The sequence below is a fragment of the Streptomyces hokutonensis genome, from assembly GCF_000376565.1.
Classification (GTDB): domain Bacteria; phylum Actinomycetota; class Actinomycetes; order Streptomycetales; family Streptomycetaceae; genus Streptomyces; species Streptomyces hokutonensis.
Window position 1 is genome coordinate 59,972 of record NZ_BARG01000063.1, and the last position, 20,960, is coordinate 80,931.

Annotated in this window: 23 protein-coding genes and 1 pseudogene; 3 read left to right on the forward strand and 21 right to left on the reverse strand. The window is 70.5% G+C overall.

The features are described 5' to 3' along the window. Positions 1 to 156: 156 nt before the first annotated feature. Positions 157 to 930 carry an isoprenyl transferase gene (locus SSP08S_RS37340; RefSeq protein ID WP_019072759.1) on the reverse strand — a complete coding sequence of 258 codons (774 nt, stop codon included), beginning with the start codon at positions 928 to 930 and terminating at the stop codon, positions 157 to 159. 641 nt (positions 931 to 1,571) lie between these two features. Between SSP08S_RS37340 and SSP08S_RS37345 the strand changes: the two genes are divergently transcribed. After that, complete coding sequence (locus tag SSP08S_RS37345; RefSeq protein WP_019072760.1) at positions 1,572 to 2,732, forward strand: winged helix DNA-binding domain-containing protein; 1,161 nt, start codon at positions 1,572 to 1,574, stop codon at positions 2,730 to 2,732. A 12-nt stretch (positions 2,733 to 2,744) separates the two neighbouring features. Here SSP08S_RS37345 and SSP08S_RS37350 read toward each other — a convergent pair whose 3' ends face one another. The 4 genes and pseudogenes from SSP08S_RS37350 to SSP08S_RS37365 form a co-directional block, all read right to left on the reverse strand. After that, entirely contained in the window at positions 2,745 to 3,530 is a 786-nt protein-coding gene (locus tag SSP08S_RS37350; protein WP_019072761.1) for a class I SAM-dependent methyltransferase, read from the reverse strand. A 62-nt stretch (positions 3,531 to 3,592) separates the two neighbouring features. Then, a complete protein-coding gene (locus tag SSP08S_RS37355; RefSeq protein WP_019072762.1) occupies positions 3,593 to 4,465 on the reverse strand; it encodes an LLM class flavin-dependent oxidoreductase in 873 nt (290 codons plus the stop codon). Positions 4,466 to 4,505: 40 nt separating this feature from the next. Next, a pseudogene (locus SSP08S_RS37360) lies at positions 4,506 to 5,079 on the reverse strand (dihydrofolate reductase family protein). A 39-nt stretch (positions 5,080 to 5,118) separates the two neighbouring features. Continuing rightward, positions 5,119 to 5,868, reverse strand: a complete 750-nt coding sequence (locus SSP08S_RS37365; protein ID WP_019072764.1) for a prepilin peptidase — start codon at positions 5,866 to 5,868, stop codon at positions 5,119 to 5,121. 144 nt (positions 5,869 to 6,012) lie between these two features. Here SSP08S_RS37365 and SSP08S_RS37370 point away from each other — a divergent pair, with 144 nt between their 5' ends. Beyond that, on the forward strand, positions 6,013 to 6,372 hold the full coding sequence (locus SSP08S_RS37370) for a DUF192 domain-containing protein (protein WP_019072765.1): 360 nt from the start codon (positions 6,013 to 6,015) through the stop codon (positions 6,370 to 6,372). A gap of 6 nt (positions 6,373 to 6,378) precedes the next feature. Here SSP08S_RS37370 and SSP08S_RS37375 read toward each other — a convergent pair whose 3' ends face one another. The 9 genes from SSP08S_RS37375 to SSP08S_RS56640 form a co-directional block, all read right to left on the reverse strand. Beyond that, on the reverse strand, positions 6,379 to 6,912 hold the full coding sequence (locus SSP08S_RS37375) for a hypothetical protein (RefSeq protein ID WP_019072766.1): 534 nt from the start codon (positions 6,910 to 6,912) through the stop codon (positions 6,379 to 6,381). After that, entirely contained in the window at positions 6,909 to 7,622 is a 714-nt protein-coding gene (locus SSP08S_RS37380) for an Imm52 family immunity protein (protein ID WP_043259960.1), read from the reverse strand. Before SSP08S_RS37380 ends, SSP08S_RS37375 begins: the two co-directional genes overlap by 4 nt. A 79-nt stretch (positions 7,623 to 7,701) precedes the next feature. Then, the gene (locus tag SSP08S_RS37385) at positions 7,702 to 9,870 is read right to left on the reverse strand and encodes a Tox-REase-5 domain-containing protein (protein ID WP_026179163.1); all 2,169 of its coding nucleotides are present in this window, start codon (positions 9,868 to 9,870) and stop codon (positions 7,702 to 7,704) included. 128 nt (positions 9,871 to 9,998) lie between these two features. Beyond that, positions 9,999 to 10,583 (reverse strand): OmpA family protein, encoded by a 585-nt coding sequence (locus SSP08S_RS37390; RefSeq protein ID WP_245608033.1) that lies wholly within the window; start codon positions 10,581 to 10,583, stop codon positions 9,999 to 10,001. Between the two features lie 55 nt (positions 10,584 to 10,638). Further along, positions 10,639 to 11,220, reverse strand: coding sequence for a hypothetical protein (locus SSP08S_RS37395; RefSeq protein ID WP_026179164.1), 582 nt, complete (start codon positions 11,218 to 11,220; stop codon positions 10,639 to 10,641). Positions 11,221 to 11,254: 34 nt separating this feature from the next. Continuing rightward, positions 11,255 to 11,857: a pilus assembly protein TadG-related protein gene (locus SSP08S_RS37400; RefSeq protein ID WP_026179183.1), complete on the reverse strand. Its 603-nt coding sequence runs from the start codon at positions 11,855 to 11,857 to the stop codon at positions 11,255 to 11,257. Then, complete coding sequence (locus SSP08S_RS37405; RefSeq protein ID WP_019072771.1) at positions 11,854 to 12,087, reverse strand: Flp family type IVb pilin; 234 nt, start codon at positions 12,085 to 12,087, stop codon at positions 11,854 to 11,856. Before SSP08S_RS37405 ends, SSP08S_RS37400 begins: the two co-directional genes overlap by 4 nt. A 148-nt stretch (positions 12,088 to 12,235) precedes the next feature. Continuing rightward, positions 12,236 to 13,105 (reverse strand): response regulator transcription factor, encoded by an 870-nt coding sequence (locus tag SSP08S_RS37410; protein WP_019072772.1) that lies wholly within the window; start codon positions 13,103 to 13,105, stop codon positions 12,236 to 12,238. Positions 13,106 to 13,162: 57 nt separating this feature from the next. After that, on the reverse strand, positions 13,163 to 14,353 hold the full coding sequence (locus tag SSP08S_RS56640; protein ID WP_043259976.1) for a sensor histidine kinase: 1,191 nt from the start codon (positions 14,351 to 14,353) through the stop codon (positions 13,163 to 13,165). A 91-nt stretch (positions 14,354 to 14,444) separates the two neighbouring features. On the opposite strand from SSP08S_RS56640, the gene SSP08S_RS56645 reads away from it, so the two are divergent. Then, positions 14,445 to 14,915, forward strand: coding sequence for a hypothetical protein (locus SSP08S_RS56645; RefSeq protein ID WP_043259963.1), 471 nt, complete (start codon positions 14,445 to 14,447; stop codon positions 14,913 to 14,915). On the opposite strand, the gene SSP08S_RS37420 is transcribed toward SSP08S_RS56645, so the two are convergent. Genes SSP08S_RS37420 through cpaB form a run of 7 tightly spaced genes read right to left on the reverse strand, consistent with a single transcriptional unit; the run spans position 14,902 to position 20,920 of the window. Next, positions 14,902 to 15,792 carry a DUF5936 domain-containing protein gene (locus SSP08S_RS37420; RefSeq protein WP_019072774.1) on the reverse strand — a complete coding sequence of 297 codons (891 nt, stop codon included), beginning with the start codon at positions 15,790 to 15,792 and terminating at the stop codon, positions 14,902 to 14,904. The genes SSP08S_RS56645 and SSP08S_RS37420 overlap by 14 nt on opposite strands. Before the next feature lie 14 nt (positions 15,793 to 15,806). Further along, a complete protein-coding gene (locus SSP08S_RS37425; protein WP_019072775.1) occupies positions 15,807 to 16,748 on the reverse strand; it encodes a type II secretion system F family protein in 942 nt (313 codons plus the stop codon). Between the two features lie 11 nt (positions 16,749 to 16,759). After that, the gene (locus tag SSP08S_RS37430) at positions 16,760 to 18,100 is read right to left on the reverse strand and encodes a TadA family conjugal transfer-associated ATPase (protein ID WP_019072776.1); all 1,341 of its coding nucleotides are present in this window, start codon (positions 18,098 to 18,100) and stop codon (positions 16,760 to 16,762) included. A 57-nt stretch (positions 18,101 to 18,157) separates the two neighbouring features. After that, positions 18,158 to 18,535 carry a TadE/TadG family type IV pilus assembly protein gene (locus SSP08S_RS37435; protein ID WP_019072777.1) on the reverse strand — a complete coding sequence of 126 codons (378 nt, stop codon included), beginning with the start codon at positions 18,533 to 18,535 and terminating at the stop codon, positions 18,158 to 18,160. A gap of 22 nt (positions 18,536 to 18,557) precedes the next feature. Beyond that, positions 18,558 to 18,941 carry a TadE/TadG family type IV pilus assembly protein gene (locus SSP08S_RS37440; protein ID WP_019072778.1) on the reverse strand — a complete coding sequence of 128 codons (384 nt, stop codon included), beginning with the start codon at positions 18,939 to 18,941 and terminating at the stop codon, positions 18,558 to 18,560. A 5-nt stretch (positions 18,942 to 18,946) separates the two neighbouring features. Next, positions 18,947 to 20,197, reverse strand: coding sequence for a CpaE/TadZ family protein (locus tag SSP08S_RS37445; RefSeq protein WP_019072779.1), 1,251 nt, complete (start codon positions 20,195 to 20,197; stop codon positions 18,947 to 18,949). A gap of 9 nt (positions 20,198 to 20,206) precedes the next feature. Beyond that, a complete protein-coding gene (gene cpaB / locus SSP08S_RS37450) occupies positions 20,207 to 20,920 on the reverse strand; it encodes a Flp pilus assembly protein CpaB (protein WP_019072780.1) in 714 nt (237 codons plus the stop codon). Positions 20,921 to 20,960 lie beyond the last annotated feature (40 nt).

A 20,960-nucleotide genomic window follows, 5' to 3' on the forward strand; every position in this document is an offset into this window, starting at 1 on the left:
CGTGCCGTCCGCTGAGATACGACACCCGTGGTTCGGGCGTCGACCTGCTTGGCTTATGCCCTCGAACATGCGCCGCCATGCCACGGCATATGACGACGCCCTGGTGAACTCCTTGTTACTTGTGCACCAAACGGGGTACTCGGGGCGCCTTGCCGGTCATCCGCCGTAACGTCGGTGTCGCGCCGCGTAGTCGCGCATCGCGCGCAGGAAGTCGACCTTGCGGAAGGCGGGCCAGAAGACTTCGCAGAAGTAGTACTCGGAGTGGGCCGTCTGCCAGAGCATGAATCCGGACAGCCGCTGCTCCCCACTGGTACGGATCACCAGATCGGGGTCGGGCTGATCGCCCGTATAGAGGTGCTTGCCGATGAGTTCGACGTCCACGTGGTCGGCGAGCTCCTCCAGCGAGGTGCCCTTGTCGGCGGCGTCCAGGATCATCGAGCGGACCGCGTCGGCGATCTCCTGCCGGCCGCCGTAGCCGATGGCGACGTTGACGAGTATCCCGTCGATGTGCGCGGTGGACTCCTCCGCCTCCTTGAGGACGGACTGCATCCCGGACGGCAGCAGGTCGAGGGTGCCGACGTGGTGGACGCGCCAACGGCCGTCCGCGGCAAGGGAACTGACGACGTTCTCGATGATGCCGAGCAGCGGGCCGAGCTCCTCCTGCGGGCGGTCGAAGTTGTCCGTCGACAGCAGCCAGAGGGTGACGACCTCGACGTCCGTCTCGCTGCACCAGCCGAGGAACTCCTCGATCTTGTCGCCGCCGGCCTGGTGCCCCTGGACGGTGGTGGAACCCGCGGCCTTCGCCCAGCGCCGGTTGCCGTCCATGATGACGCCGATGTGCTTGGGCACCGACGCGTGGTCGAGATGGCCTCCCACCCTGCGTGCGTAGAACCTGACCAGCAGGCGGCGCAGGGTGTCGCGCACGTTCACGTGTTGTCAGCCCCTCCGTGGATGGCAGTCCCCGGCGTCGAAGCCTACCCCCGCCGGAGCCCGGTTCCCCCAAGGGGTGTCTGGGCTCATCCCGGTTCGGCACGAAGGTCGGGCTCGGCGTCGGCCGGTGCGGGGACGGTGCCGGGGGGGTGCAGGAGGCGCGGGGGGTCGTCACCGCGGGGCACAAAAAATCGGGCCGGTCCGTGGGGGGGATACGGACCGGCCCGAGGGGGGGTTTCCACCATAACCCTTCGTAAGTGATGCTGCGTGCATCGGCGTGCCACAACTACTCTCCGAAGTCGGCCGACAACACGTCGAGGGGTCCGGAAGCCCTGATTCCAGCCCTGATCATGGCCGGTTCACAGCGGATTCAGAGGAGGACGTGGAGGTTTTCCGCCACCCCCCGGCGTGTCGCTCGCAGGGGTGACACCGCCGGCGAACATCCGCTTGACGGGGCAGGGGCACCGCGCAGCCCCCTCCACCGCGCGGTGCCGACCGCGCAGCTTTGCTCACGCGAATTACCTTGGTCCGAACTTACGTGAGGAGATGGCCGGAACGCGAGTCGATCTCGATAACGATGTGGAAACCGCGTGAAGGAGTGGAGGACGTCCGGTGACCTACTTCGGGCCTAGCGTCGCGCCATGACCGTGAAGATCACTTGGACCATGGCGAGCGCCCGCCGTCTCGAACGGCAGTTCCTGGACAGGCCGGCCGGGACCGGCACACCGGTCGCCGACGTCGTGGCGTCGATGCTCGCCGCCCACGCGCAGGTGCTGTCGGCGGCCGAGGTGTCGGTGGGGGTACGGGCCGCCGGGCGGACCCGGACGGACGTGCGAACGGCGTTGTGGCAGGCCGACGGCTCGCCCGCCTCCCTCGTCAAGACCCACGGCCCGCGCGGGACCGTCCATCTGCTGCCCACCGCCGAACTCCCGCTGTGGAGCGCCGCGTTGACCGCGATCCCGGGCACGGGCCGGTTCGCCCCCGACATCCGGCTCACCGAGACACGGGCCACCGAGGTGGTCGCGGCCGTCGCCGACGCCCTGGACGGCCGGACCCTGACCATCGACGAACTCGACGAGGCGGTCGTCGCCCGCACCGGCCCGTGGGCCGGCGACCGGGTGATGCCGGCCTTCCAGGACCTGTGGCCGCGCTGGCGCCAGGTCCTGCACCGGGCCGGCCAGTCCGGCGCCCTGTGCTTCGGCCCGAACCGCGGGCGCAAAGTCACCTACACCCGCCCGCCCCGCTTCACCCCCCTCTCCACGGCCGAGGCCCTGCGCACCCTCGTACGGCGATATCTGCGCGCCTACGGCCCGGCGACCCCACCGGATTTCGCCAAATGGCTCGCGGCGCCCGGAGGTTGGGCGACGGCGCTCTTCGAGACCTGCGCCGCCGAGGGCGGAATCGAGGACGTCGACTTCGAGGGCACGCGCGCGTGGCTGGCGGCGGGCGACACGTCGTTCCCCGAGGAACCCGTCCGGGGCGTGCGCCTCCTCCCCTACTTCGACGCCTACGTCATCGCCGCCCAGCCCCGCGAGACGCTGTTCCCGGGTGCCGCGTACCGGCGGGCGCTGGCGGGCGGGCAGGCCGGCAACTACCCCGTGCTGCTGGTCGACGGGGTGGTGGCCGGGGTCTGGCACCAGCGCAGACGCGGACGGCGTACGACCGTCACCGTGGAGCCGCTGGGGAAGCTCTCGGCGCGCCAGGAACGGGAGTTGGGCGAGCGGGCGGAACGGGTGGGCGACGTGCTGGAGGCGCGGGCGGAGTTGGTGATCGGGAAGGTGACCTCCGGACCGCATGCCTGAATCAGCCGCGCGTCACGCGAGCGGCTTGCGTACGTCGAAGAGGTGCCGGGTGCTGTGGGTCACGAACGGGCCCGTGGCCTCGATCTGCTCGTGCAGGGACCGGAGTTGGGGCTCGTAGGCCTCGACCGTGAAGTCCGGGACCATCCAGATCACCTTGCGCAGGAAGTGCACGACGGCCGCGATGTCGTAGAACTCCATGCGCAGCCGCTCGGCCCGCAGGCCGACGACCTCGAGCCCCGCGGCCTCGGCGCCGGCCCGCTCGCGCTCGGGGTCGCGGGCACCGCTCACGGCCTCCGGCTGGGGGCCGAGGAAGTGCTCCACGAGTTCGAACGCGCTGCGGGGGCCCACGTGTTGGGCGAAGTAGGTGCCGCCGGGGCGCAGGACGCGGGCGATCTCGGGCCAGTGGGCGCGGACCGGGTGACGGCTCAGGACGAGGTCGAAGGCGGCGTCGGCGAAGGGCAGCGGGGCGTCCTCGGCCGCCGCGACCACCACGACCCCGCGCGAGCGGAGCAGGGCGGTGGCCTTGGCGACGTTCGGCGGCCAGCCCTCGGTGGCGGCGACCATCATCGGGGGCTGGACGGCGGCCCGGCTCAGGGCGAAGTCGAAGACCTCCCCTCCCCCGGTCTGGACGTCCAGGGCGGTGTTCGCCCAGGTGAGCCGGTCCCCGGCCGTGCGCGCGTACCCCCACGACGGACGTGCCTCGGTGGCCCGCCCCTCGAACCACGAGAAGTCCCAGCCCTCGGTGGGGACGGCGGCCCCTTCCGCGACAAGATCCTCAAAGCTCCTGCTGTTGCCCATGGGGCGATGGTCGCAGGGCGGTGTCCGTGGGCGCTGCCGATTTTCGAAGCAGCGCGGAACGGTCAGGGGACGAGTGCCCTGACCTCCTCCGCCGCGAAGCGTACGAAGGCCTCCGGGTCGGGTTCGTCGCCGGTGGGCTGGAGGACGACCGTGTCGGCGCCGGCCTCGGCGAGGCGTTGGACGGCCTTCGCGACGGCGTCCGCGTCGCCGGCGACACCGAGGTCGGGGACCGACTCCAGGCCCTCTTCGGCGAGTTCGGCGCGGAGTCGGGCGGCGGCGCCGGGCCCGGTGGCGGTGAGGAGATAGACGACGACCTTGTGCGTGTCGGTACGGCCCGCCGACTCCCGTCCCTCGTCGATGAGTTGGCGGGCCCGTCGGACGCCGTCCGGTGCGGTGGAGGCGGTGAGGACCGTACCGTCCGCCGAGGCTCCGGAGAGGCGGAGGGTGCGTGGGCCGCCGGCGCCGGCGAGGATCTCGACGGGACCGGCCGGCGGCCAGTCGAGGCCTACGTCGTCGAGCTTGACGTAGCGTCCCTGGACCGTGAGCCGTTCTCCGCGCAACAGGGCGCGCAGCGCGTCGAGATGCTCGCGCAGCAGGGTCACCGGGGACTCGGCGCGCGCGCCGACCTGGCCCATCCAGTCCTGGACGCCGTGGCCGACGGCGAGGATCGGGCGCCCCGGGAACAGCCGGTACAGCGTGGCGGCCTCCATCGCGGTGATCGCGACGTTCCGCAGCGGGACCGGGAGCAGTCCGACGCCGATCCGCACCCGCTCACTCCAGGCGAGCGCCGCCGCCGCGGCCGAGATCCCGCCCTCGCGGAAGCAGTCCTCCCACAGCCAGAGCTCTTCGAGGCCCGAGGCGTCGGCGAGTTCGACCACCGCACGGAGTCGCTCGGGGGGAAGTTGGGGACGGAACACAGCGCCGAGTCCAGTCATGGGTTCTTCCTATCCGGTGGGAGCACGGCGGACAACGGATTTACGGGGCGACCCGCTCGTAGCGCAGCAGGACGACCCCGTTGCCGAAGGCGCGGTTCTCGACGAGGCGGAGCGCGGTGTGGGTGTCGGCCTTGGGGAACATCCGCTTCCCGCGGCCGATGAGGACCGGGTGGACGTACACCTTGATCTCGTCGACGAGGCCGAGCCGGAGGAAGGTGGCGGCGAGGTCGGCGCCGCCGAGGCAGAGGTCGCCGCCGGGCTGTTCCTTGAGGGCGCGCAGTTCCTCGGGGAGGACCTCGGACACGATGGTCGTGTTCCACTCGGCGGGACCGGCGGGCAAGGTCCGCGAGTACACGGTCTTCGGCTTGTCCCGCCAGATCGCGGCGAACTCGGCGGTGACGGCGGAGGCGTCCGGGTCGGCGTCGGCGGTGGGCCAGTAGGCGGCCATCAGTTCGTGGGTGACCCGGCCGTCGAGGAAGGCGCCCATGGGCCGGAGGGTGTCGTTCATGTGCTGGTGGAGTTCGTCGTCGACCAGATGCCAGCTGATGTCCCGGTCGGGGGCCCTCCAGGAAACCGTCGAGGGACACGGACATCATGTAGGAGATCTTCCGCACGGGTACGTCACCTCGTTCAGAACCGGGTCCATCACCGTCTCACGCCACCGCCAACGCTCCCAGCACCACGCCCGTGAACGCGCCGCCGAGCATGAACGGCCCCAGCGGAATCGCCGTCCTACGGCCCGCCCGGCGCAGCGCGACCATGCCGAGGCCGTACAGCGCGCCGTACAGCACCCCCGCGAAGGCCCCCGTCACGAGCACCGGCCAGCCGTACCAGCCGAGGGCCGTGCCGAGGGCGAGGGCGAGCTTCACATCGCCGAAGCCCATGCCGGCGGGGTTGATGAGATACAGCACCAAGTACCCGGCGCCGAGGGCGAGTCCACCGAGCAGGGCGGTGAGCCAGGAGCCGGCGTCGGCGGGCAGCAGGGCCGCGACGCCGAGGAGAGCGAGGGTCGCGGCGGCGAGGGGGAGGGTGAGGACGTCGGGGAGGCGGTGCACGCGGTAGTCGACGAGCGCGAGGAGAACGGCGACGGGCGCTGCGAGCAGCCAGACGGCGAGTTCGGGGTGGGGGCCGGTGGCCGCGGCGAGGCCCGCGCAGACGAGGGCGGTGACGGTGGATACGGCGGGGGTGCTGGGGCCGTAAGTGCTGATGCCGATGCCGCCGGTCCCCTCGCAGCGGGCGCGGCCCAGCCAGCCGTCGAACGGGCCCTTGATCGGGTGGCCGTCGGGGCAGTGTCCCTGCCAGGGTTCCTCGGCCTCGACGGAGAGGCGGTGGGCGGCGCGGGGCAGCAGGATGCCCGACCACGCGCCCCACAGGGCACCCACGACGATCAGAATCAGGCGCACGCGGGGACGATATCCGGGTGGCGGCGGGCGGGACATGGGTCCGTGGGCCCATGTGGGGCCCAGTCGGGGACGGATACGGTCGGCCGACACCGGATGGGACGGATATGGATCCGGAGTGGCGGTGACGTGGAAAGGTGGCCCGGTATGGGACGACGGTGGAGTGACGGGCGGGGAACGCTGATCGTGCGGGGGGCCGCGGGCGCGGTCACCGTTCCGCTGGAGCTCGCGACCTCCTACCGGGCCCGCACGAAGGGTCTGCTCGGCCGGGACGGGATCGACGGGGCGATGCTGCTCTCACCGGCGAGCAGCGTGCACACGTTCCGGATGCGCTTCCCGATCGATGTGGCGTACCTGAACCGGAAGTTGGAGATCGTCGCCGTCCACACGATGAAGCCGGGACGCCTGGGCCTGCCGCGGCTCCGGTCCCGACATGTGCTGGAGGCGGAGGCGGGGGTCATGGCGGGGTGGGGGGTGGGGGTTCGGGTGACGGTGGAGACGGAGTAGGCATCGTCACCCTGTTTCCCGCAGCTCGGTGATCGGGTGGTCGGTGACGGCGGCGCAGAGGATCATGGGTGCGTCGGCGTCGGACTGGTTGAGGGAGACGGCCAGCCAGCGTGCGGTCGATCGCGGGGCGTTCGGCAGTGGTCCCCAGACCGTCAGGTCGCCCAGCAGGTCCTCGTCGCACAGCGCTTGGAAGAGTGCGGGCATCGGGTCTCCCGTGATCTTGCGGAACAGCGGTACGCGCATGGCTACTTCGCGGTGCGGGCCGAAGCGGCGGTCCAATTCGCCGATGAGGACAGTCAGTTGGGCCTCGGCCGTCTCCTCCGCCGCATTCCACTCGGGTGCGTACACGCCGGTGAGGGGCTTGCCGACCAGGAGGGGGGCGATCACGAAACCCTCGCCTCCGGTCCTGGTCCACTCCCCCGTGGCCGGATCGCCCTCGCTCACTGTCGGCCCGGTCGCCGGAAGGGGTCCGGTGAGCAGCGCGTCGAGGTGCGAGAGCGCCCGGTCGGGCAGCCTCGGCTCTCCGGCGCCGGCGGTCACAGCGTGGCCCGGTCCATGGGGCGCGGCAGGGGCCGTAGCGCCCCGGTCTCCCGCAGCCGTTCGAAGGCCCGGACGACGGTGTCCACGTGGCCCTCCGCCGCGATGTCGAGCAGCAGGCCGCCGCCCGGCACCGCCGTGCGCGCCGCGGTCAGATCGTCCGGCACCAACTCGCCGCGCGCCGGGGAGAGATAGCCGACCCGGCCGACGCACGGCTCACCGACGCGGTACTCGGCCTCGTCCTCCAGGGCGTCCAGTACGTCGTCGTCGGTCACGTCGCCGAAGTCGGGCGCCCAGAACTCGGCCACGGCGGTGAGGAGTTCGGTGGCGGGGAGTGCCGCGCCGGCCGGCGGGCGGATGCCGATCACCAGCGACTGGAGCAGGAACTCGGAGTCTCCGCCCGCCAGTCCGCTCACCTCGACCGTCCAACCCGGTGCGCCCGCGGCGGTGAGCCGGAGCGCCGTGCCGGTTCCCTTCGCCCAGTCGTCGGCGGCGCGGGCGGCCTGGAGGACGGCACGCAGACTGTGCGTGTCCGCGTCCGTGGACAGCGGTGTGGCCGGGCCGCCCGACGCGCGGACCACGTTCCATTCCCCGGGCAGAGCGGCTTCCGGGAGGAGCAGGGCGAGCCGGTCCAGCGTCGCCGCCCAGCGATCGGCCAGCTCCTCGACCGACTCCTCCCTGGGGCCCCAGAAGCCCCGCACCAGACGTCGCATCTCCTTCTCCGCCTCCGTCGTAGTCAGGTGTCGTAGCGGGTCCGGCTGCCGTCCGCCGGCTGCCGTCACCCTAGTCGAGCTAGTCGAACGCGCCCGGCTTGCGTGTTCCGCCGACCGGCTTCTGCTTCTCATAGACGACCGTGACGTCGAGCCCCTCGTCGCGGAACGCCCGCCTGGCCGCCTTGGCCACGTCCGCGTTGGAGAAGTGCCATTCGACGGTCTTGCCGCCCGCCGCGGCGATCTGCCGCCGCGCCTCGGTGACGAACTCGGTCTTCCCGGACTGGGTCAACTCCCCCTGGCTGGACTTGGAGAGGTAGCCCTCATAGCCGTTCTTGGCCTCCAGGTACGTCTGCCTGCCCGCGTCCCAGCCGTCGAACTCGACGTCGGGCACCCCCTCCTTGGGGTACGGGACCACGTACTCCTCGCCGCGGACCGTGCCGGTGACCTGCTCCTGGTAGCGGAGCCACGACTCGTTCTTCCAGTTGGGCGCGGGGTTGCGGTCGCGGCTCGCCCAGTAGCCGTCGCCGCTGTCGGCGTCGCCGAGCGTGCGGTTCTTCAGGTCGGCGGCCCAGTCCGGCGGGTTGTAGTTGCGCGGGTCGGAGGTGTCGTTGTGCCTGGGGTCGGGGTACTGCTTCTTGCTCTCCGCGGCCTTCGCCGCGCGCCCGGGCTCCTCCGCCCGCTTCTTCGCCAGATAGGCCTCCCGCTCCTCCTTGCGGGCCTCCTCCGCCTCCTTCTCGGCGTCCTCGTCGCAGTTCTTGCCCTGAGCGAGTACGACGTAGGGCGAGCTGCCGGCGGCCAGGACCGTGGTGCCGGTGCCGGTGCCGCCGAGCGCGGGGCCACCGCTGCCGCCGTAGGGGATCCGGCGCGTCGGGGCGCCGATGACACAGCCGGACTCGCGGGCCTTCTTCTCGGCCGCGTCCGCCGCGTCGTCGGCGTCTTTCGCCGCCTTCTCGGCGCCCGCCACGTCCCCGGCCTTGGCCGCCTTCTTCGCGTCCTCCGCTGCCTTGGCCGCCTTTTCGGCGAGTTCGCCGAGCTTGCCCAACTTGCCGATCTTGCCGAGGTCGCCGACCTTTTCGACGATCTTGGCGCCGTCATAGCCCGGGATGAAGAGGGAGCCGACGTTCCACAGGACGTGGGTGACGGCGCGGGTCTTGTCGCCGTTCTTCCAGTCCTTGGCCACGTCGTCGCCGATGAACAGGTCGTAGAGGACCGTGCCGCCCGTCTTCGCGGAAGCGCTCGTCCAGTCCCACAGGGCGCCGCCGTAGTCGCCGTCGGACCACTTCTTTCCGGCGTCCTTGGAGTTCTTGGACCAGTCGTCGCCGAGCTGTTTGCCGTAGTCGCCGATGCCCTTCACGGTGTCGATGGGGTGGCGGACCATGTCGTAGATACCGGTGAGGTCACCCCAGACGCCGTCCACGAAGAGGCCCTGGCCGACTTGTTTGACCTGGTCGCCGGCGCAGCCGAAGAAGGCGCCCACGCCGGAGAAGCAGCCGTCGTCGCCATCTCCGTTGCTTCCGTCGCCCTTGTCGTCCTTCTTGTCGGCGGCTGGGGTGGGCTTGTCGGCTCCCGTTGTGTCGGTCTCGGTGGTTGTGGTGCTGGTGCCTGTGGCTGTGGCTGTGGCTGTGCCGCAGGACATGCCGGTTACCTTGCAGACCTCCGACTGGATGCCGCTGAAGATCTGGGTGCCGAGGCCGGTGACCAGCAGGGCCGTGATGATGGCGGCGACGATCGCGATGAAGCCGGCGTACTCGATCGCCGTCTGGCCCTCGTCCCGGCGCCAACGGATCAGCCGGGCAAGGGAGAAGGGACGGCGCTCGACGCGTTCCAGTCCGGCGAGGCCGTACCACTCGCGGCTCTCCGGGCGGAACAGGAGGAACGCGATGACGATCGGGAGGAAGAGCTGGAGGCTGCCGCGGGCGGATCCGGAGGTGACGTTGACGACGGCGCCGAGGATCAACCAGCCCTGTACGGCGAGGAGTCCGAGCCGGACCCGGGTCCCGCCCTCCCAGCTGCGGCGGGCCAGCCACCAGCCGAGGACGCCCGGCGCGGCGGCGTAGGCGACGAGGGCGACTACCTGGCCGTCGAGCGTGTCGTACGACGCGGCGGTCAGGAGGACGCCGAGGCCGCCGACGACGGTGACGGCGAAGAGTGCGTGGACCAGTACCAGTGCGGTGGCGAGCGGGGCGGGCATCTCGCGCCGCCCGCTCGGCCCGCCGACTCCCCCGCCCGTTCCCCCGATCGAGGTCATGTCTCCCCGTCCCCCGTCGTCTGTCGCTCAACTCCACTGGAGCTTCCAGAGGTTAGGGACGGGGCGGGTGCCCGAGATGGGCCCGTGGGCCCAAATCGGTACCCAAGTAACGGGTGGGCCCGTGGTGTTCAGCTCTCCGTGCGCGGGAAGGTCACCTCGACCCTGCGGTTCTTCTTGCGGCCGGCCTCCGTGGAGTTGTCGGCGATCGGGTACTGCTCGCCGTAGCCGCGTACTTCGAAGGTGATGTTCGGGTCGTTCAGGTCCGCGTCCAGGACGGCCTGTACGGCGTCGGCGCGCTGCTTGGAGAGGACGTCGCCGTGGGCCGAGGAGCCGAGGTTGTCGGTGAAGCCGAAGACGCGGACCGTGGTCGCGTTCTGCTTCTTGATCTCCGCGGCGATCGCGTCGATACGGGACTTCGACGCGGCGCTCAGTTTCGCGCTGTCCTTGCTGAAGAGGACCTCGGCCTGGAGGGCGAAGGTGACGTCCGAGTTGGTGTCCTCGCGGCGTTCCTCGCCGCCCTGGTCCTCCACGACGGACTTGATGTCCAGGACCTTCGGGGCGGCGAGCGTGGCGCCTTCGGGGAGCTTCAGGTCTGGGTCGTTCGGGTCGACCTGCACGGGGGCGGAGGCGGAGGCCTCGGTGCCCGGGGGAACGCTGGGGCTCGGGGTGTCGGCGTGGGCCGTCACCGCGCCGACGAGGTTCGCGGCGACCATGAGGGTGGCGGCGGTGACGACGAGGGGGAGGCGGAGAGTGGTGGTCACTGTGGCCTCACCCGGAGATCTTGATGGTGCCGCTGGCGAAGGTGGGCAGTTGCAGGGTGAGTTCGGTGGTGGTCGACGGCGGCGCCGGGAACTGCATGAAGACCGGGAGGGTCTGACCCGCGTTGAGGGACCCGAAGTCCGTCGTCGTCAGCGGCCGTCCGTCCGTGTCACGCAGCACGTAGTAGCGCTTCTTCGCCGTGGAGTCCACGAGGGTCGCGCCACCGAGCGACGTACCGTGCCGCAGGATCTCGGTCTCGTCGCCCCGCAACGCCACAGGAATCGCAACGGACTTGTCGCCGTCGTTCTTGATGACGCCGTTCACGGTGAGGAAACCGCCCGAATCGCGAACGGCGGAGGTGATCTGGAGCAACAGCCCGTCCGGGCCGGTGAGTTCGGCCAGGGGTGCCTGGGACTGCCCCTCCTGAGCACTCGGCTGGGATCCACTGGTCTTCGAGGGGGACGCCGAAGTATCAGGCTTCTTGGCGTCGTTCCCGCTCCCGCCGCAGCCGGCCACCCCGAGGGCCAGACCCGCCGCAACGGTCAACGCCACCATCCCCCTGCGGGCCTGCGCAGTGAACCGAATGCTCATCACTCTGCTTCCTTCGTCACTCGTCGTTCGCTTGTCAGTCGGCCAGATGGACGTCGAAGAGGTCCTCGGGTCCCGGGAGACCGGTGGGGTCGGTCGGGTCGGGGTCCCACTTCCTGCCGTCCTTGCAGGTGAGTTCCGGCAGCACGGTGTCCCCGGTACCGGCGCCGGGGGGTTCGAAGGTGCAGAGCGGCTCGATGACCGCCGCGGCGGAGGCGTTCGACTTCTTGCCCTCCGTGACGGGGACGATCGACTTTCCCATCGTCTTCCTGGTCTGCACAGTGACGTCGTAGCGCATGCTGAAGGCGTTCGGGTCGCACCCCGTCACATCGGCGTCGTTCTGGGCCGCGAGCTGGGCGGCCCGTCCGCACCCGCCGAAGTCCACGCCCTTGCCGTCGAAGACGTCCTGCCACTTGGTGGGGTCGAGTACGTCGGTCACCCACAAGTCCGCGAGTTGCTTGCGGGTGTCCTGTGCCGCCGCGAGCGCCGCCGCGTCGGCGGCCGTCTGGGCGCCACTCCGGTTCACGGTGGCCTGGCCGACCGCGAAGTACGCCAACGCAAGGAAGAGCAGACCCCCCACCACCGTGATGTAGATGGGGAAGGCCTGCCCTGCGTCTCCGTATCGGCGCGGTCGTGTCAGCCGCCGACCTGGTTGATCAGACCGGTGATCTTCGTCATGATCGTCGTACCGATGCTGGTACCCGTGATGGCCAGCACGATCGCCACGACCACCGCGATGATGCCCAGGTACTCCACCGCGGTCTGCCCCTCGTCGCCCGTGCGGCGCCGGACGGCCGCGACGGTCGTGTTCTTCCAGTTGTTCACGCGGACCTTGGTCGCGACGGCGGTCTTCAGCATCAGGTCGCTCATGGTGTTCCCCTCCGAGTGACGCGTTACCGGCTTCCTCGTCGCCGGCGGCGCTTTCGACAGAAGAACGGTATGCCTGAACGGCACCCGTGTCAGAGGGTCCCAGGGCCCAATTCCGGGCCCAATCGGAGTCCCAGCCGTTCACCGCGGTTCACCCCAGCCCTCGCGTCGAACCCGGTGCCGTGCCGAGCCACTTGGCGGCGGCCTCGGAGCGGCTTGTGCTGTGGAGTTTGGCGAAGATGCGGTTGATGTGGTTCTTGACGGTCTTCTCGGAGATGAAGCAGGTGGCGGCGATCTGCTGGTTGGTCATGCCGGACGCTATGTGGTCCATGATCTCCGCCTCCCTCGCGCTCAGTTGGAACCGTGACCTGTCCGGTGTCAACTGTCGCACATTCGGTTGCAGTTGCGAAAGCCCTTTGGGTGAAGTGGGTGACGGCAAGGGTGTTGACCGTTCCATCGCGTGTGCAGTTGCACTTAGTTGAGGCTCGTATGAGCCCAGGCCTTCAGGTAGTGCGGGGCCAGTCCGTTCCTGGCGCAGCTGGGCCAGGAGGGCGCCCGCCGCCGACGGGGTGAAGTGGGCCCTGCCCTGTTTGATGTCCCTTACGGCGGCGACCAGTTCGTCGGCCGTGAACTCGCCGTGGACCAGGTAGCCGCCCGCCCCTCGGCGCAGCGCCTCCTGGACGATCTCCGACTCCCTGCTGTACGTGAGCATCACGACCGGGGCGATCCCCACCAGGTACGGGAGCGCGGAGATGCCGTCCACTCCCGGCATGCGTACGTCCAGGAGGACCACGTCGGGGCGGTGCAGCCGGGCCGCCTCGTAGGCCTCGCGGCCGTCCGTCGTCTCCGCCACGACCGTGATGTCCGCGCGGCCCGAGAGGAGTGCCGTGAGGCCGGCCCGGACCACCGGGTTGTCGTCGGCCACCACCACCCGAAGGGGTGAAGTCGGCGCGGGTTGCGGGAAGTTCGGGAACGGGTTCGGCTGCGGCGCGCCGGGGTGGGGCGTCGTGTGGTCCGGCATGGCTGCCTCCTCTCGGGTCGTCGTCGTGGTCGTGAGCGTCGTATGCGTGCGTTGTGGTTACGTCTTCGCCGTCAGGGCTTCCAGCGGGAGTTCCAGGCGGACTTCCGTGCCTTTGGGGTGGCCGCCCCGGCCTATGCGGATGCGGGCGCCCACCGATGCCGCCCGCTCCACCATGCCGACAAGGCCGAAATGGCCTGCCCTGCGCAGCTGTTCGAGGGTTGTGCCGGGAGGGAGGCCGCGGCCGTCGTCGTAGACGCTGATACGGAGCAGGCTGTCGTGGACTCCGGCCCGTACGTCGACCTTGGTGGGGGTCGCGTGGCGGTGGGCGTTCTCCATCGCCTCCGTCGCGATGGTGAGGAGTTGGCGGGCGACGGCGGGCGGGACGGGTGGTACGCCGTGTTCGCCGGTGGGGCGGTAGGTCGTGGGCAGGCCGGTTCTGGTGCTGAAGTCCCTTGTGCGGGCGGCCAGTTCGACGAGTACGTCCGTGCCCTCGTCGGGGTCGGACTCGCGGCGCAGGTCCGCCAGGAGTTCGCGGGACTCCGCGGCGGCCCGGCGGGCGGAGCGGGCCACCAGTTCCGCCTGCTGTTTCACCAGGGTCGGGTCCATGCGGTCCGCGCCGGCCGAGCCCACCAGGCCGTCCGCCGCGAGGGCCACGCCGTGCAGGGTCTTCGCCACCGAGTCGTGCAACTCGCGGGCCAGGCGGGCCCGTTCGGCTCCTACCGCCTCCGTTACGGCCAGCCTCGCCTGGACCGTCGTCAACGCCGTCGTCGCTTCGCCGAAGCGGAGCATCAGGTTGCGCAGGGTCACTCCCACCGCGCCCGCGATCACGCACAGTCCAGGGAGCAACGAGGCTTCCGCTACGCCCCGGTGGGCGTCGGCCGCTGCCGTCTGTGCCAGGAGCAGGATGACCGCCTGGAGACCGGCGAAGCAGCCGGCGCCTCGCCAGCCGTAGACGATGCCGGCGAGCAGGGGGGTGCAGACGCTGACGTAGGCGAGGGTGCTGGTGGGGCCGGCGGAGATGAGGAGCAGGGCGGCGAAGAGGGTGTCCAGGGCGAGGAGGGAGGGGTGGCGGAGGAGGAGGGGGCCGAAGCGTTCCCAGTCCCTGAACAGGACGTAGGAGGCCATGAAGGTGACGACGACTGCTGCGCCTACGAGGCGGGTGGCTACGCCGGGGTTGGCGTTGAGGAGGGCGGAGGGGGCGGCGAGGGCGATCATCGCGAGGCGGAAGCCGAAGACCTGCCTGCACATTGCCTGTAGGGCGCTGATCTGGATGGGGAGGGCCACGACCCGGCCTTCGGCCGGGATCCTGCTCCCACCCGCACCGCCCGTACTACTTTCGTTGTCGGGTGCGGGTGGCCCCTGCGGGGCGCCCTCGCCGTCGGCGGCCGGCCGTACGCCGTCGGCCGGACGGGCCGCCTTCGGCATCCCCGACGCAGCCGGCACCGCCGACACCACCGACCCCGCCGGTCCCACCGACCCCGCCGGCCCCGGTTGCGTCGGCACCCCGGGCAGCCTCGCCCCCGAGCCCGCGGAACCCGCCGAACCCGCCGAACCCGCCGAGCCAAACGGTCCCCCCGAGCTCGCCGAGCCAACCGGTCCCCCCGGCCCCGCCGGCGTCCACCCCGGCGGCAGCGCCGGCGTCACCGTCGTCACCGGGATGTCCGTCGCCCCGGACCGCACATGGTCGGGCAGGACGGTTCCCGCCGGTGGAGTCGTGATCTCCGTCGGCTTCGAGCGCCGTCGTAGTCGTCCCGTTCGTTCCTCCGTCGTCGCCATCCGCTCCTCGCCCCCGTCCCCTACTTGCCCGTGATCGTGCTGAAGTCCGTGCCGGAGCCGAGGAGAAGGCCCGCGCCGAGGAGGAGCATCGTGGCCGGGACCATGAACGTGGTGATCATCATGGTGGCCTTGGGCACCGCCCTGGCCGCCTTCCTCCGCGCGTTCTGCGCGTCCGTGCGCCGCATGTCCTTCGCGAGGGCGACCAGCGTGTCGACGATCGGCGCGCCCAGCTCCTCGCCCTGCTGCAACGCCGTGACGAACATGGCGACTTGCTCGCTGTCGTTGCGCCGGCGCAGCTCCGTGAAGGCCGCGCGGCGGCTCATGCCCAGGTCCATCTGGCGGAGCGTGATGCGGAGTTCGTCCGCCCAGGGCCCCTCGTACTTCGACGCCACCCGGTCGAGCGCCTGGCGGAAGCCCAGCCCCGCGCTCACCACCACCGCCAGTACGTCGAGGAAGTCCGGCAGGGTCCGTTCGATCACGTCCTTGCGGATGCGGATCGCCGACCAGATGCCGACCTCCGTCCAGAACGCGCCGAAGGCGAACAGGATGATGGCGAGGAGGTAGTTGCCCTTGAGGAGGAAGATCAGGCCGCCGAAGCCGCCCAGGAAGCCGTAGACCGCGCGGCGGGCCGCGTAGCGGTCGATGGTCAGGCCGCCGGGGTTGCCCGCGAGGTCGATCTTGCGGCGGTACTTGGCCACCTGCTTGGGGCCCATCAGGCGCAGGACCGTCGGGGCGTAGCGCATGCCGAGTCGGTCGACGAGGGAGTCGACCGCGCCGGTGCGGGTCGCGCCGACCTCCAGTGCGAGGACCAGGTCGGTGGGGAGTTTCGCGTCCGCGCGGTACATGCGGACGCCAGCGAAGATGCCCCACACGCTGAGGCCCATGACCAGTCCGAGGACGAGTGCCGTCATCAGGTTCCCCCCTCTCAGACGTCGATGCGGGACAGGCGGCGGATGAGGACGAAGCCGACCGCGTACAGCCCGAACGCGATGATCACGCAGGCCTGGCCGATCGGGGAGCCGGTCATCCGGTCCAGGGCGCCGGGTTTGACGCCGTTCATCAGGAAGAGGGCGCCCACGCCCATCACCGGAACGGCGTACGAGGTCATGTTGACCTGGGAGAGCTGGGTGCGGACCTCGCGGCGGGTCTCCTTGCGCTCCTCCAGGGTCTCGGTGAGGTTGCGCAGGGCGCTGACCACCTGGCCGCCGGCGCGATTCGAGAGCACCAATGTCGTTACCAGTACGACCAGTTCGCGGGACGGGAGGCGGTCCGCCAGTTCGCTCAGCGCGTCGTCCATGGAGGCGCCGACCGCCAACTGGTTGGCCACCTTGGCGAGTTCCTCCCCGGCCGGCGCCTCCAGCTCCTCCGCCGCCATGCTGATCGAGGTGCGCAGGGCGAGGCCCGCGTGGGTGGCGTTGGCCATGATGCGGGCCAGTTCGGGGAGTTGGTTGATGAACTTCTCGATGCGTTTCTGGCGCTGCCAGTTGAGGAACTGGATCGCCACGCCGATGCCCAACAGCCCCGCGATCGGGCCGAAGAAGGGCGCCAGGGAGGCCTGGCCGATCAGCCAGAGGGCGGCCACCGTGGCCAGCATGTAGACGAAGAACTCGCCCGGGGTCATGTCCAACCCGGTTGCCGCCAGCCGCAGTTCGAGCTTGCGGCCGAGGCGGGTGCGGCGCAGTCTGCGGTCCAGGCCGCGGAAGCGGCGGGCGCGGCCGAGCGGGAGCTGTCCGGTCGACGACAGCCGGTCGACCAGGGCCGCGCGCTGTGCCCTGCCCGTGGCGTAGGCGTGCACGCCGGCGACACCCAGGACGCAGGTCAGCAGGGTGATGCCGGTGGTGAGCGTGACGATCGTCTGGAGATCCATGGGGTCGGTCCCTACCTACTGGCTTCTCTGAGGGCTAGGTGTTCCGTGCTCTGGGCGACGCCGAAGGCCTGCGGCAGGGGCTGGCTCGCCATGTAGAGGCGGTCGGCGGTGCGGCGCGAGAGCGGGAAGTACTCGAAGACGCCGTAGATCCGGCCGTCGGCGGCGATGGGCTGCGGGCTGAAGCGGGCGACCGTCGCCAGGCGGTACGGCTCGCTGCCGTGGCTGTCGAGGAGGGCGATCTCGGTGATCCGGCGCGCGCCGTCGGCGAAGCGGGTGAGCTGGATGATGACGTCGATCGCGCTGTTGATCTGGTCGTGCAGCGCCTCGAAGGGGATCTCTACCTCGGACATGGACGCCAGCGTCTTGAGGCGCATCAGCGCGTCCTCCGCGCTGTTGGCGTGGACGGTCGCGAGGGAGCCGTCGTGGCCGGTGGACATCGCCTGGAGCATGTCGAGGGACTCACCGCCGCGGACCTCACCGACCACGATCCGGTCGGGGCGCATGCGCAGCGAGTTGCGGACCAGGTCGCGGATGGTGACCTGGCCCTTGCCCTCGACGTTCGGCGGGCGGGCCTCCAGCCGGATCACGTGCGACTGCTGGAGCTGGAGTTCGGCGGAGTCCTCGATGGTGATGATGCGTTCCGTCTCCGGGATCAGGCCGGAGAGGGCGTTGAGGAGGGTCGTCTTACCGGTGCCCGTGGCGCCCGACACGATGATGTTGAACTTCGCGTGCACCAAACCCGCGAGCAGGTACAGCATGTGCTCGTCCAGCGAGCCGAAGCCGACCATCTCCTGGAGCGTGAAGGAGCGCGGGAAGCGGCGGATGGTGAGCGTGGCGCCGGTCAACGACAGCGGCGGGATGATGACGTTGACGCGTTCGCCGGACGGCAGGCGCGCGTCGACCATCGGATTCGACTCGTCCACGCGGCGGTTGACGGTCGACACGATCCGCTCGATGGTCTGCATCAGCTGGTCGTGGGAGGGGAAGCGCAGCGGCAACTGCTCGACGCGGCCGCCGCGTTCGACGAAGATCGCGTCCGGTCCGTTCACCATGATCTCGGTGATCGACGCGTCTTCGAGGAGCGGTTCGAGGATGCCGAGGCCGAGCGCCTCGTCGACGACCCGGCGGATCAGCTGCGAGCGCTCGACGGTCGAGAGGACCGGGCCCTCCCGGCTGATGATGTGCCCGAGCACCCGTTCCAGGCGGGCCCGTCGCTCGGCGGCGGCCAGCGCGCTCATCTCCGCGAGGTCGATCTCCTCCAGGAGTTTGGCGCGGTACGAGGCGACCATGTGGCCTTCCTCGCCCCGATGGCCGTTCTCCTCAGGATGGTTGACGCGTTCCCGCAGACCCATGAGTGCTGTGCTCCTCGCTCCTTGTTCAGTCGAGCCGTGTCGTTCAGTCGTGGTGTGTCAGTGGTCGAGCGGCATGGTGGCGGTCTTGCTGGCGTTGCCGAAGCCGTCGTAGCCGGGGATGACGGACGGGATGTGGATGGAGGCGGTCACGGTGACGGTGTCGCTGCCGAACGAGGCAGGACAGCCGACGACCGTGAGCCCGGAGCTGACCGCGTCGCTGCACGCCGGCTGGGCGCCCTGCCGGAGCGAGGCGCTGCGCGCTCCCGCCCGGGCCGCAGTTCCCGCCTGTTCGGCGGTGTAGGCGATCAGGCCCAACTGCACGGCGGCCAGGGTCACGAGGATCAGGATCGGGATGAACCCGAGGTATTCGATGGCGACTTGACCGCGGTCGCGCGCTTCACGGCCGTAGGACAGGCCAGTTCGTCCGTAGGGCATCTCGATTCGTCTGGAGGACATCTCAGTTCGTCGCCTCCTCTACGGCGCCCGCGTGGGCGTGGACCGTGAAGGGGAAGGCGATCGAGCCGGGGAAGAGGACGGGCACCTGGAGCCTGACGTCGGCCGTGACGTAGCCCTCGCCCTGGCAGGTCACCTTGGCGTCCCCCCTCCACGCGGCGGACAGCTTGCTGAGGCCCGCCTGTTCGCAGGCGGCCTGGCGTTCGCCGCGCGTGGCCGCGGTGGCCGCCCGTACCGCCTCGTCGGCAGCATTCCCCGCGAGCGTGTAGGTGTACCCCACCAGCACGAACTGCCACATCAGCACCAGCGTCAGAATGATCAGCGGGGTCATGCCGAGGAACTCGATGGTGACCTGGCCCCGGTCTCTCCTCAGGACGGACATCCGCATCCCCCTCACTCCCTACGGCGCCGGAAGCTCACCGAGCCGCGGTCGCCGCCGCCCCGGGTCCGGCCGCCCTTCTGGGCGACTTCGGGGACCTTGACCAGTCCGAGTTCGCCCGCGAGACCCCACAGGGCCTGTTTGACCACGCTCTTGTTGTCGAGTTCGTGCAGGCGGCCCGCGTCGACCGCGCCCTGGAGTTCCTTGAAGTTGGCGGGGATCGCGGTGGCGGCGACGGCCGTGCCGGTGATGCGCTGGATGAGGGCCGGCTGGATCTCCGTACCGCGCGTGTACCGGTTGACGACGATGGTCGTCTCCTCCGCCTTGCGGATCTGCAGCCGGTCCCACATGCGGACGGTGCGCTTCGCGGCGCGTACGGCGACCACGTCCGGGGTGGTGAACAGCAGGGCGGTGTCGGCCATTTCGACGGCCGCCGCGCTCGCGCCGCTCATCTGGGCGCCGCAGTCGATGACGACGACCTCGTAGCGGGAGCGCAGGGCGCTGACGATCTGGCGGGCGGCCCGGTCGGTGACCTCCTCGCCGCGTTCGCCCTCGCCGGGGGCGAGCAGCAGGGCCATCCCGGTGTCGTGGCGGAACACGGCGTCGGCCAGGACGCGCGGTGAGATGTCGGTGATCGCGGCGAGGTCGACGACCGAGCGGCGGAACTGGACGTCCAGGTAGGAGGCGATGTCGCCGGTCTGGAGGTCCATGTCGACGAGCGCGGTGGTACGGCCCGAGGTCTGGGCGGCGAGGGCGAGTTGGATCGCGGCGAGGGTGGCGCCGACCCCGCCCTTGGCGCCGCTGACCGTGACGACGGTGCCGCCGACGCCGGTGAACACATCGCCGCCGTGGCCGAGATGGCGCCGTACGCCCACGGACCAGGCGGCGACGGCCTGGACCCGGGTGGCCAACTCCTCGTAGCTCAGCGGGAGGGCGATGAGGCCGCGGGCGCCGGCGTCCATGGCGGCCTGGAAGAGGCCGGGGCTGGCGTCGGTGGTGATGAGGATGACGCCGACGGCCGGGAAGCGCAGGGCGACTTCGCGGACCAGCTCCAACGCCGGGACGGGACCGATGCGTTCATGCACCACCACGACCTCGGGCAGCTCGTCGACGGACTCGGCGGCGAGCCGGGCCAGGGTGTCGATGAGCTGCGTCGAGTCGGCCACCGGGGCCACCGGGTCGGCGTCCGGGAGCTGGCTGAGCAGGGTCGTGATGGCGCGGATGGCGTCCGCGTCTCCGACCGCCGGGAGAATCCTGGTGGGCATGCGGGCCTCTCACTTGTCCTTCGCGAGTTCGTACGTCCGGTCCTGCTCGGGCACGGTCGTATCGGTGCCGGGCGCCACCAGGGCCAGCCGCACCCGCTCGGCGAACGACTCGGCGTAGGTGATGCGCTGGGCGTCCAGCGTGGACAGCGCGAAGGTGATGGGGACGGCGTTGGTGGACTGCTGCTGGTTCTTGTCGCTGTTGCTGCCCGGGTCGAGGGCGGTGATGTGGCCGACGTCGATGACCTTCGCGTTGGTCACGATGATCTTCGACTGGTCGGGGTCGCCCTCTTTGGCGCCCGCGAAGGTGGCGTACACGTTGACCGTGGAGCCCGGGTAGATCTTGCCCGCGACACCGGTGGCCGCGTCGATCATGATCGCGACCTCCTGCTGGCCGGGCCGCAGCGCCGGCTGGTCGACGATCATGTCGGTCTGCAGCAGGGAGCCGCTCCGCAGGGTGGTCACCGCGATCTTGCCCTTGATCTGGCCGAGATCGGTCACGGCGTTGTCCGACAGCCACCGCTTGGGCATCTCGATCTTCTTGAACTGGGCCGCGGTGAGCGTCGTGTAGGGCGCCACGTCGTCCCTGACCTGGTAGGCCGCGACTTCGGGGCCGACCTTGGACTTCACGTCACTGATGACGGAGAGGACGCCGGCGAACGCGCCGAGGGCGCAGAGGACCGACAGGAGCAGGAGTATCACGCCGCGGCGCTGACGGGAGTTCATGAACCGTACAACCTCATTGGGGATATCGGTCGAGCGGAAA

Coding starts and splice junctions, on each gene's coding strand:
- SSP08S_RS37405 (WP_019072771.1), bottom strand. CDS start 12,087: ATGAGCGACCTGATGCTGAAGACCGCCGTCGCGACCAAGGTCCGCGTG.
- SSP08S_RS37350 (WP_019072761.1), bottom strand. CDS start 3,530: ATGGGCAACAGCAGGAGCTTTGAGGATCTTGTCGCGGAAGGGGCCGCC.
- SSP08S_RS37420 (WP_019072774.1), bottom strand. CDS start 15,792: ATGACGGCACTCGTCCTCGGACTGGTCATGGGCCTCAGCGTGTGGGGC.
- SSP08S_RS37370 (WP_019072765.1), top strand. CDS start 6,013: ATGGGACGACGGTGGAGTGACGGGCGGGGAACGCTGATCGTGCGGGGG.
- SSP08S_RS37445 (WP_019072779.1), bottom strand. CDS start 20,197: ATGCCCACCAGGATTCTCCCGGCGGTCGGAGACGCGGACGCCATCCGC.
- SSP08S_RS37410 (WP_019072772.1), bottom strand. CDS start 13,105: ATGCCGGACCACACGACGCCCCACCCCGGCGCGCCGCAGCCGAACCCG.
- SSP08S_RS37380 (WP_043259960.1), bottom strand. CDS start 7,622: ATGCGACGTCTGGTGCGGGGCTTCTGGGGCCCCAGGGAGGAGTCGGTC.
- SSP08S_RS37390 (WP_245608033.1), bottom strand. CDS start 10,583: ATGGTCGCCGCGAACCTCGTCGGCGCGGTGACGGCCCACGCCGACACC.
- SSP08S_RS37435 (WP_019072777.1), bottom strand. CDS start 18,535: ATGCCCTACGGACGAACTGGCCTGTCCTACGGCCGTGAAGCGCGCGAC.
- SSP08S_RS56640 (WP_043259976.1), bottom strand. CDS start 14,353: ATGTGCAGGCAGGTCTTCGGCTTCCGCCTCGCGATGATCGCCCTCGCC.
- cpaB (WP_019072780.1), bottom strand. CDS start 20,920: ATGAACTCCCGTCAGCGCCGCGGCGTGATACTCCTGCTCCTGTCGGTC.
- SSP08S_RS37395 (WP_026179164.1), bottom strand. CDS start 11,220: ATGAGCATTCGGTTCACTGCGCAGGCCCGCAGGGGGATGGTGGCGTTG.
- SSP08S_RS37430 (WP_019072776.1), bottom strand. CDS start 18,100: ATGGGTCTGCGGGAACGCGTCAACCATCCTGAGGAGAACGGCCATCGG.
- SSP08S_RS37345 (WP_019072760.1), top strand. CDS start 1,572: ATGACCGTGAAGATCACTTGGACCATGGCGAGCGCCCGCCGTCTCGAA.
- SSP08S_RS37385 (WP_026179163.1), bottom strand. CDS start 9,870: ATGACCTCGATCGGGGGAACGGGCGGGGGAGTCGGCGGGCCGAGCGGG.
- SSP08S_RS37440 (WP_019072778.1), bottom strand. CDS start 18,941: ATGCGGATGTCCGTCCTGAGGAGAGACCGGGGCCAGGTCACCATCGAG.
- SSP08S_RS37425 (WP_019072775.1), bottom strand. CDS start 16,748: ATGGATCTCCAGACGATCGTCACGCTCACCACCGGCATCACCCTGCTG.
- SSP08S_RS37355 (WP_019072762.1), bottom strand. CDS start 4,465: ATGACTGGACTCGGCGCTGTGTTCCGTCCCCAACTTCCCCCCGAGCGA.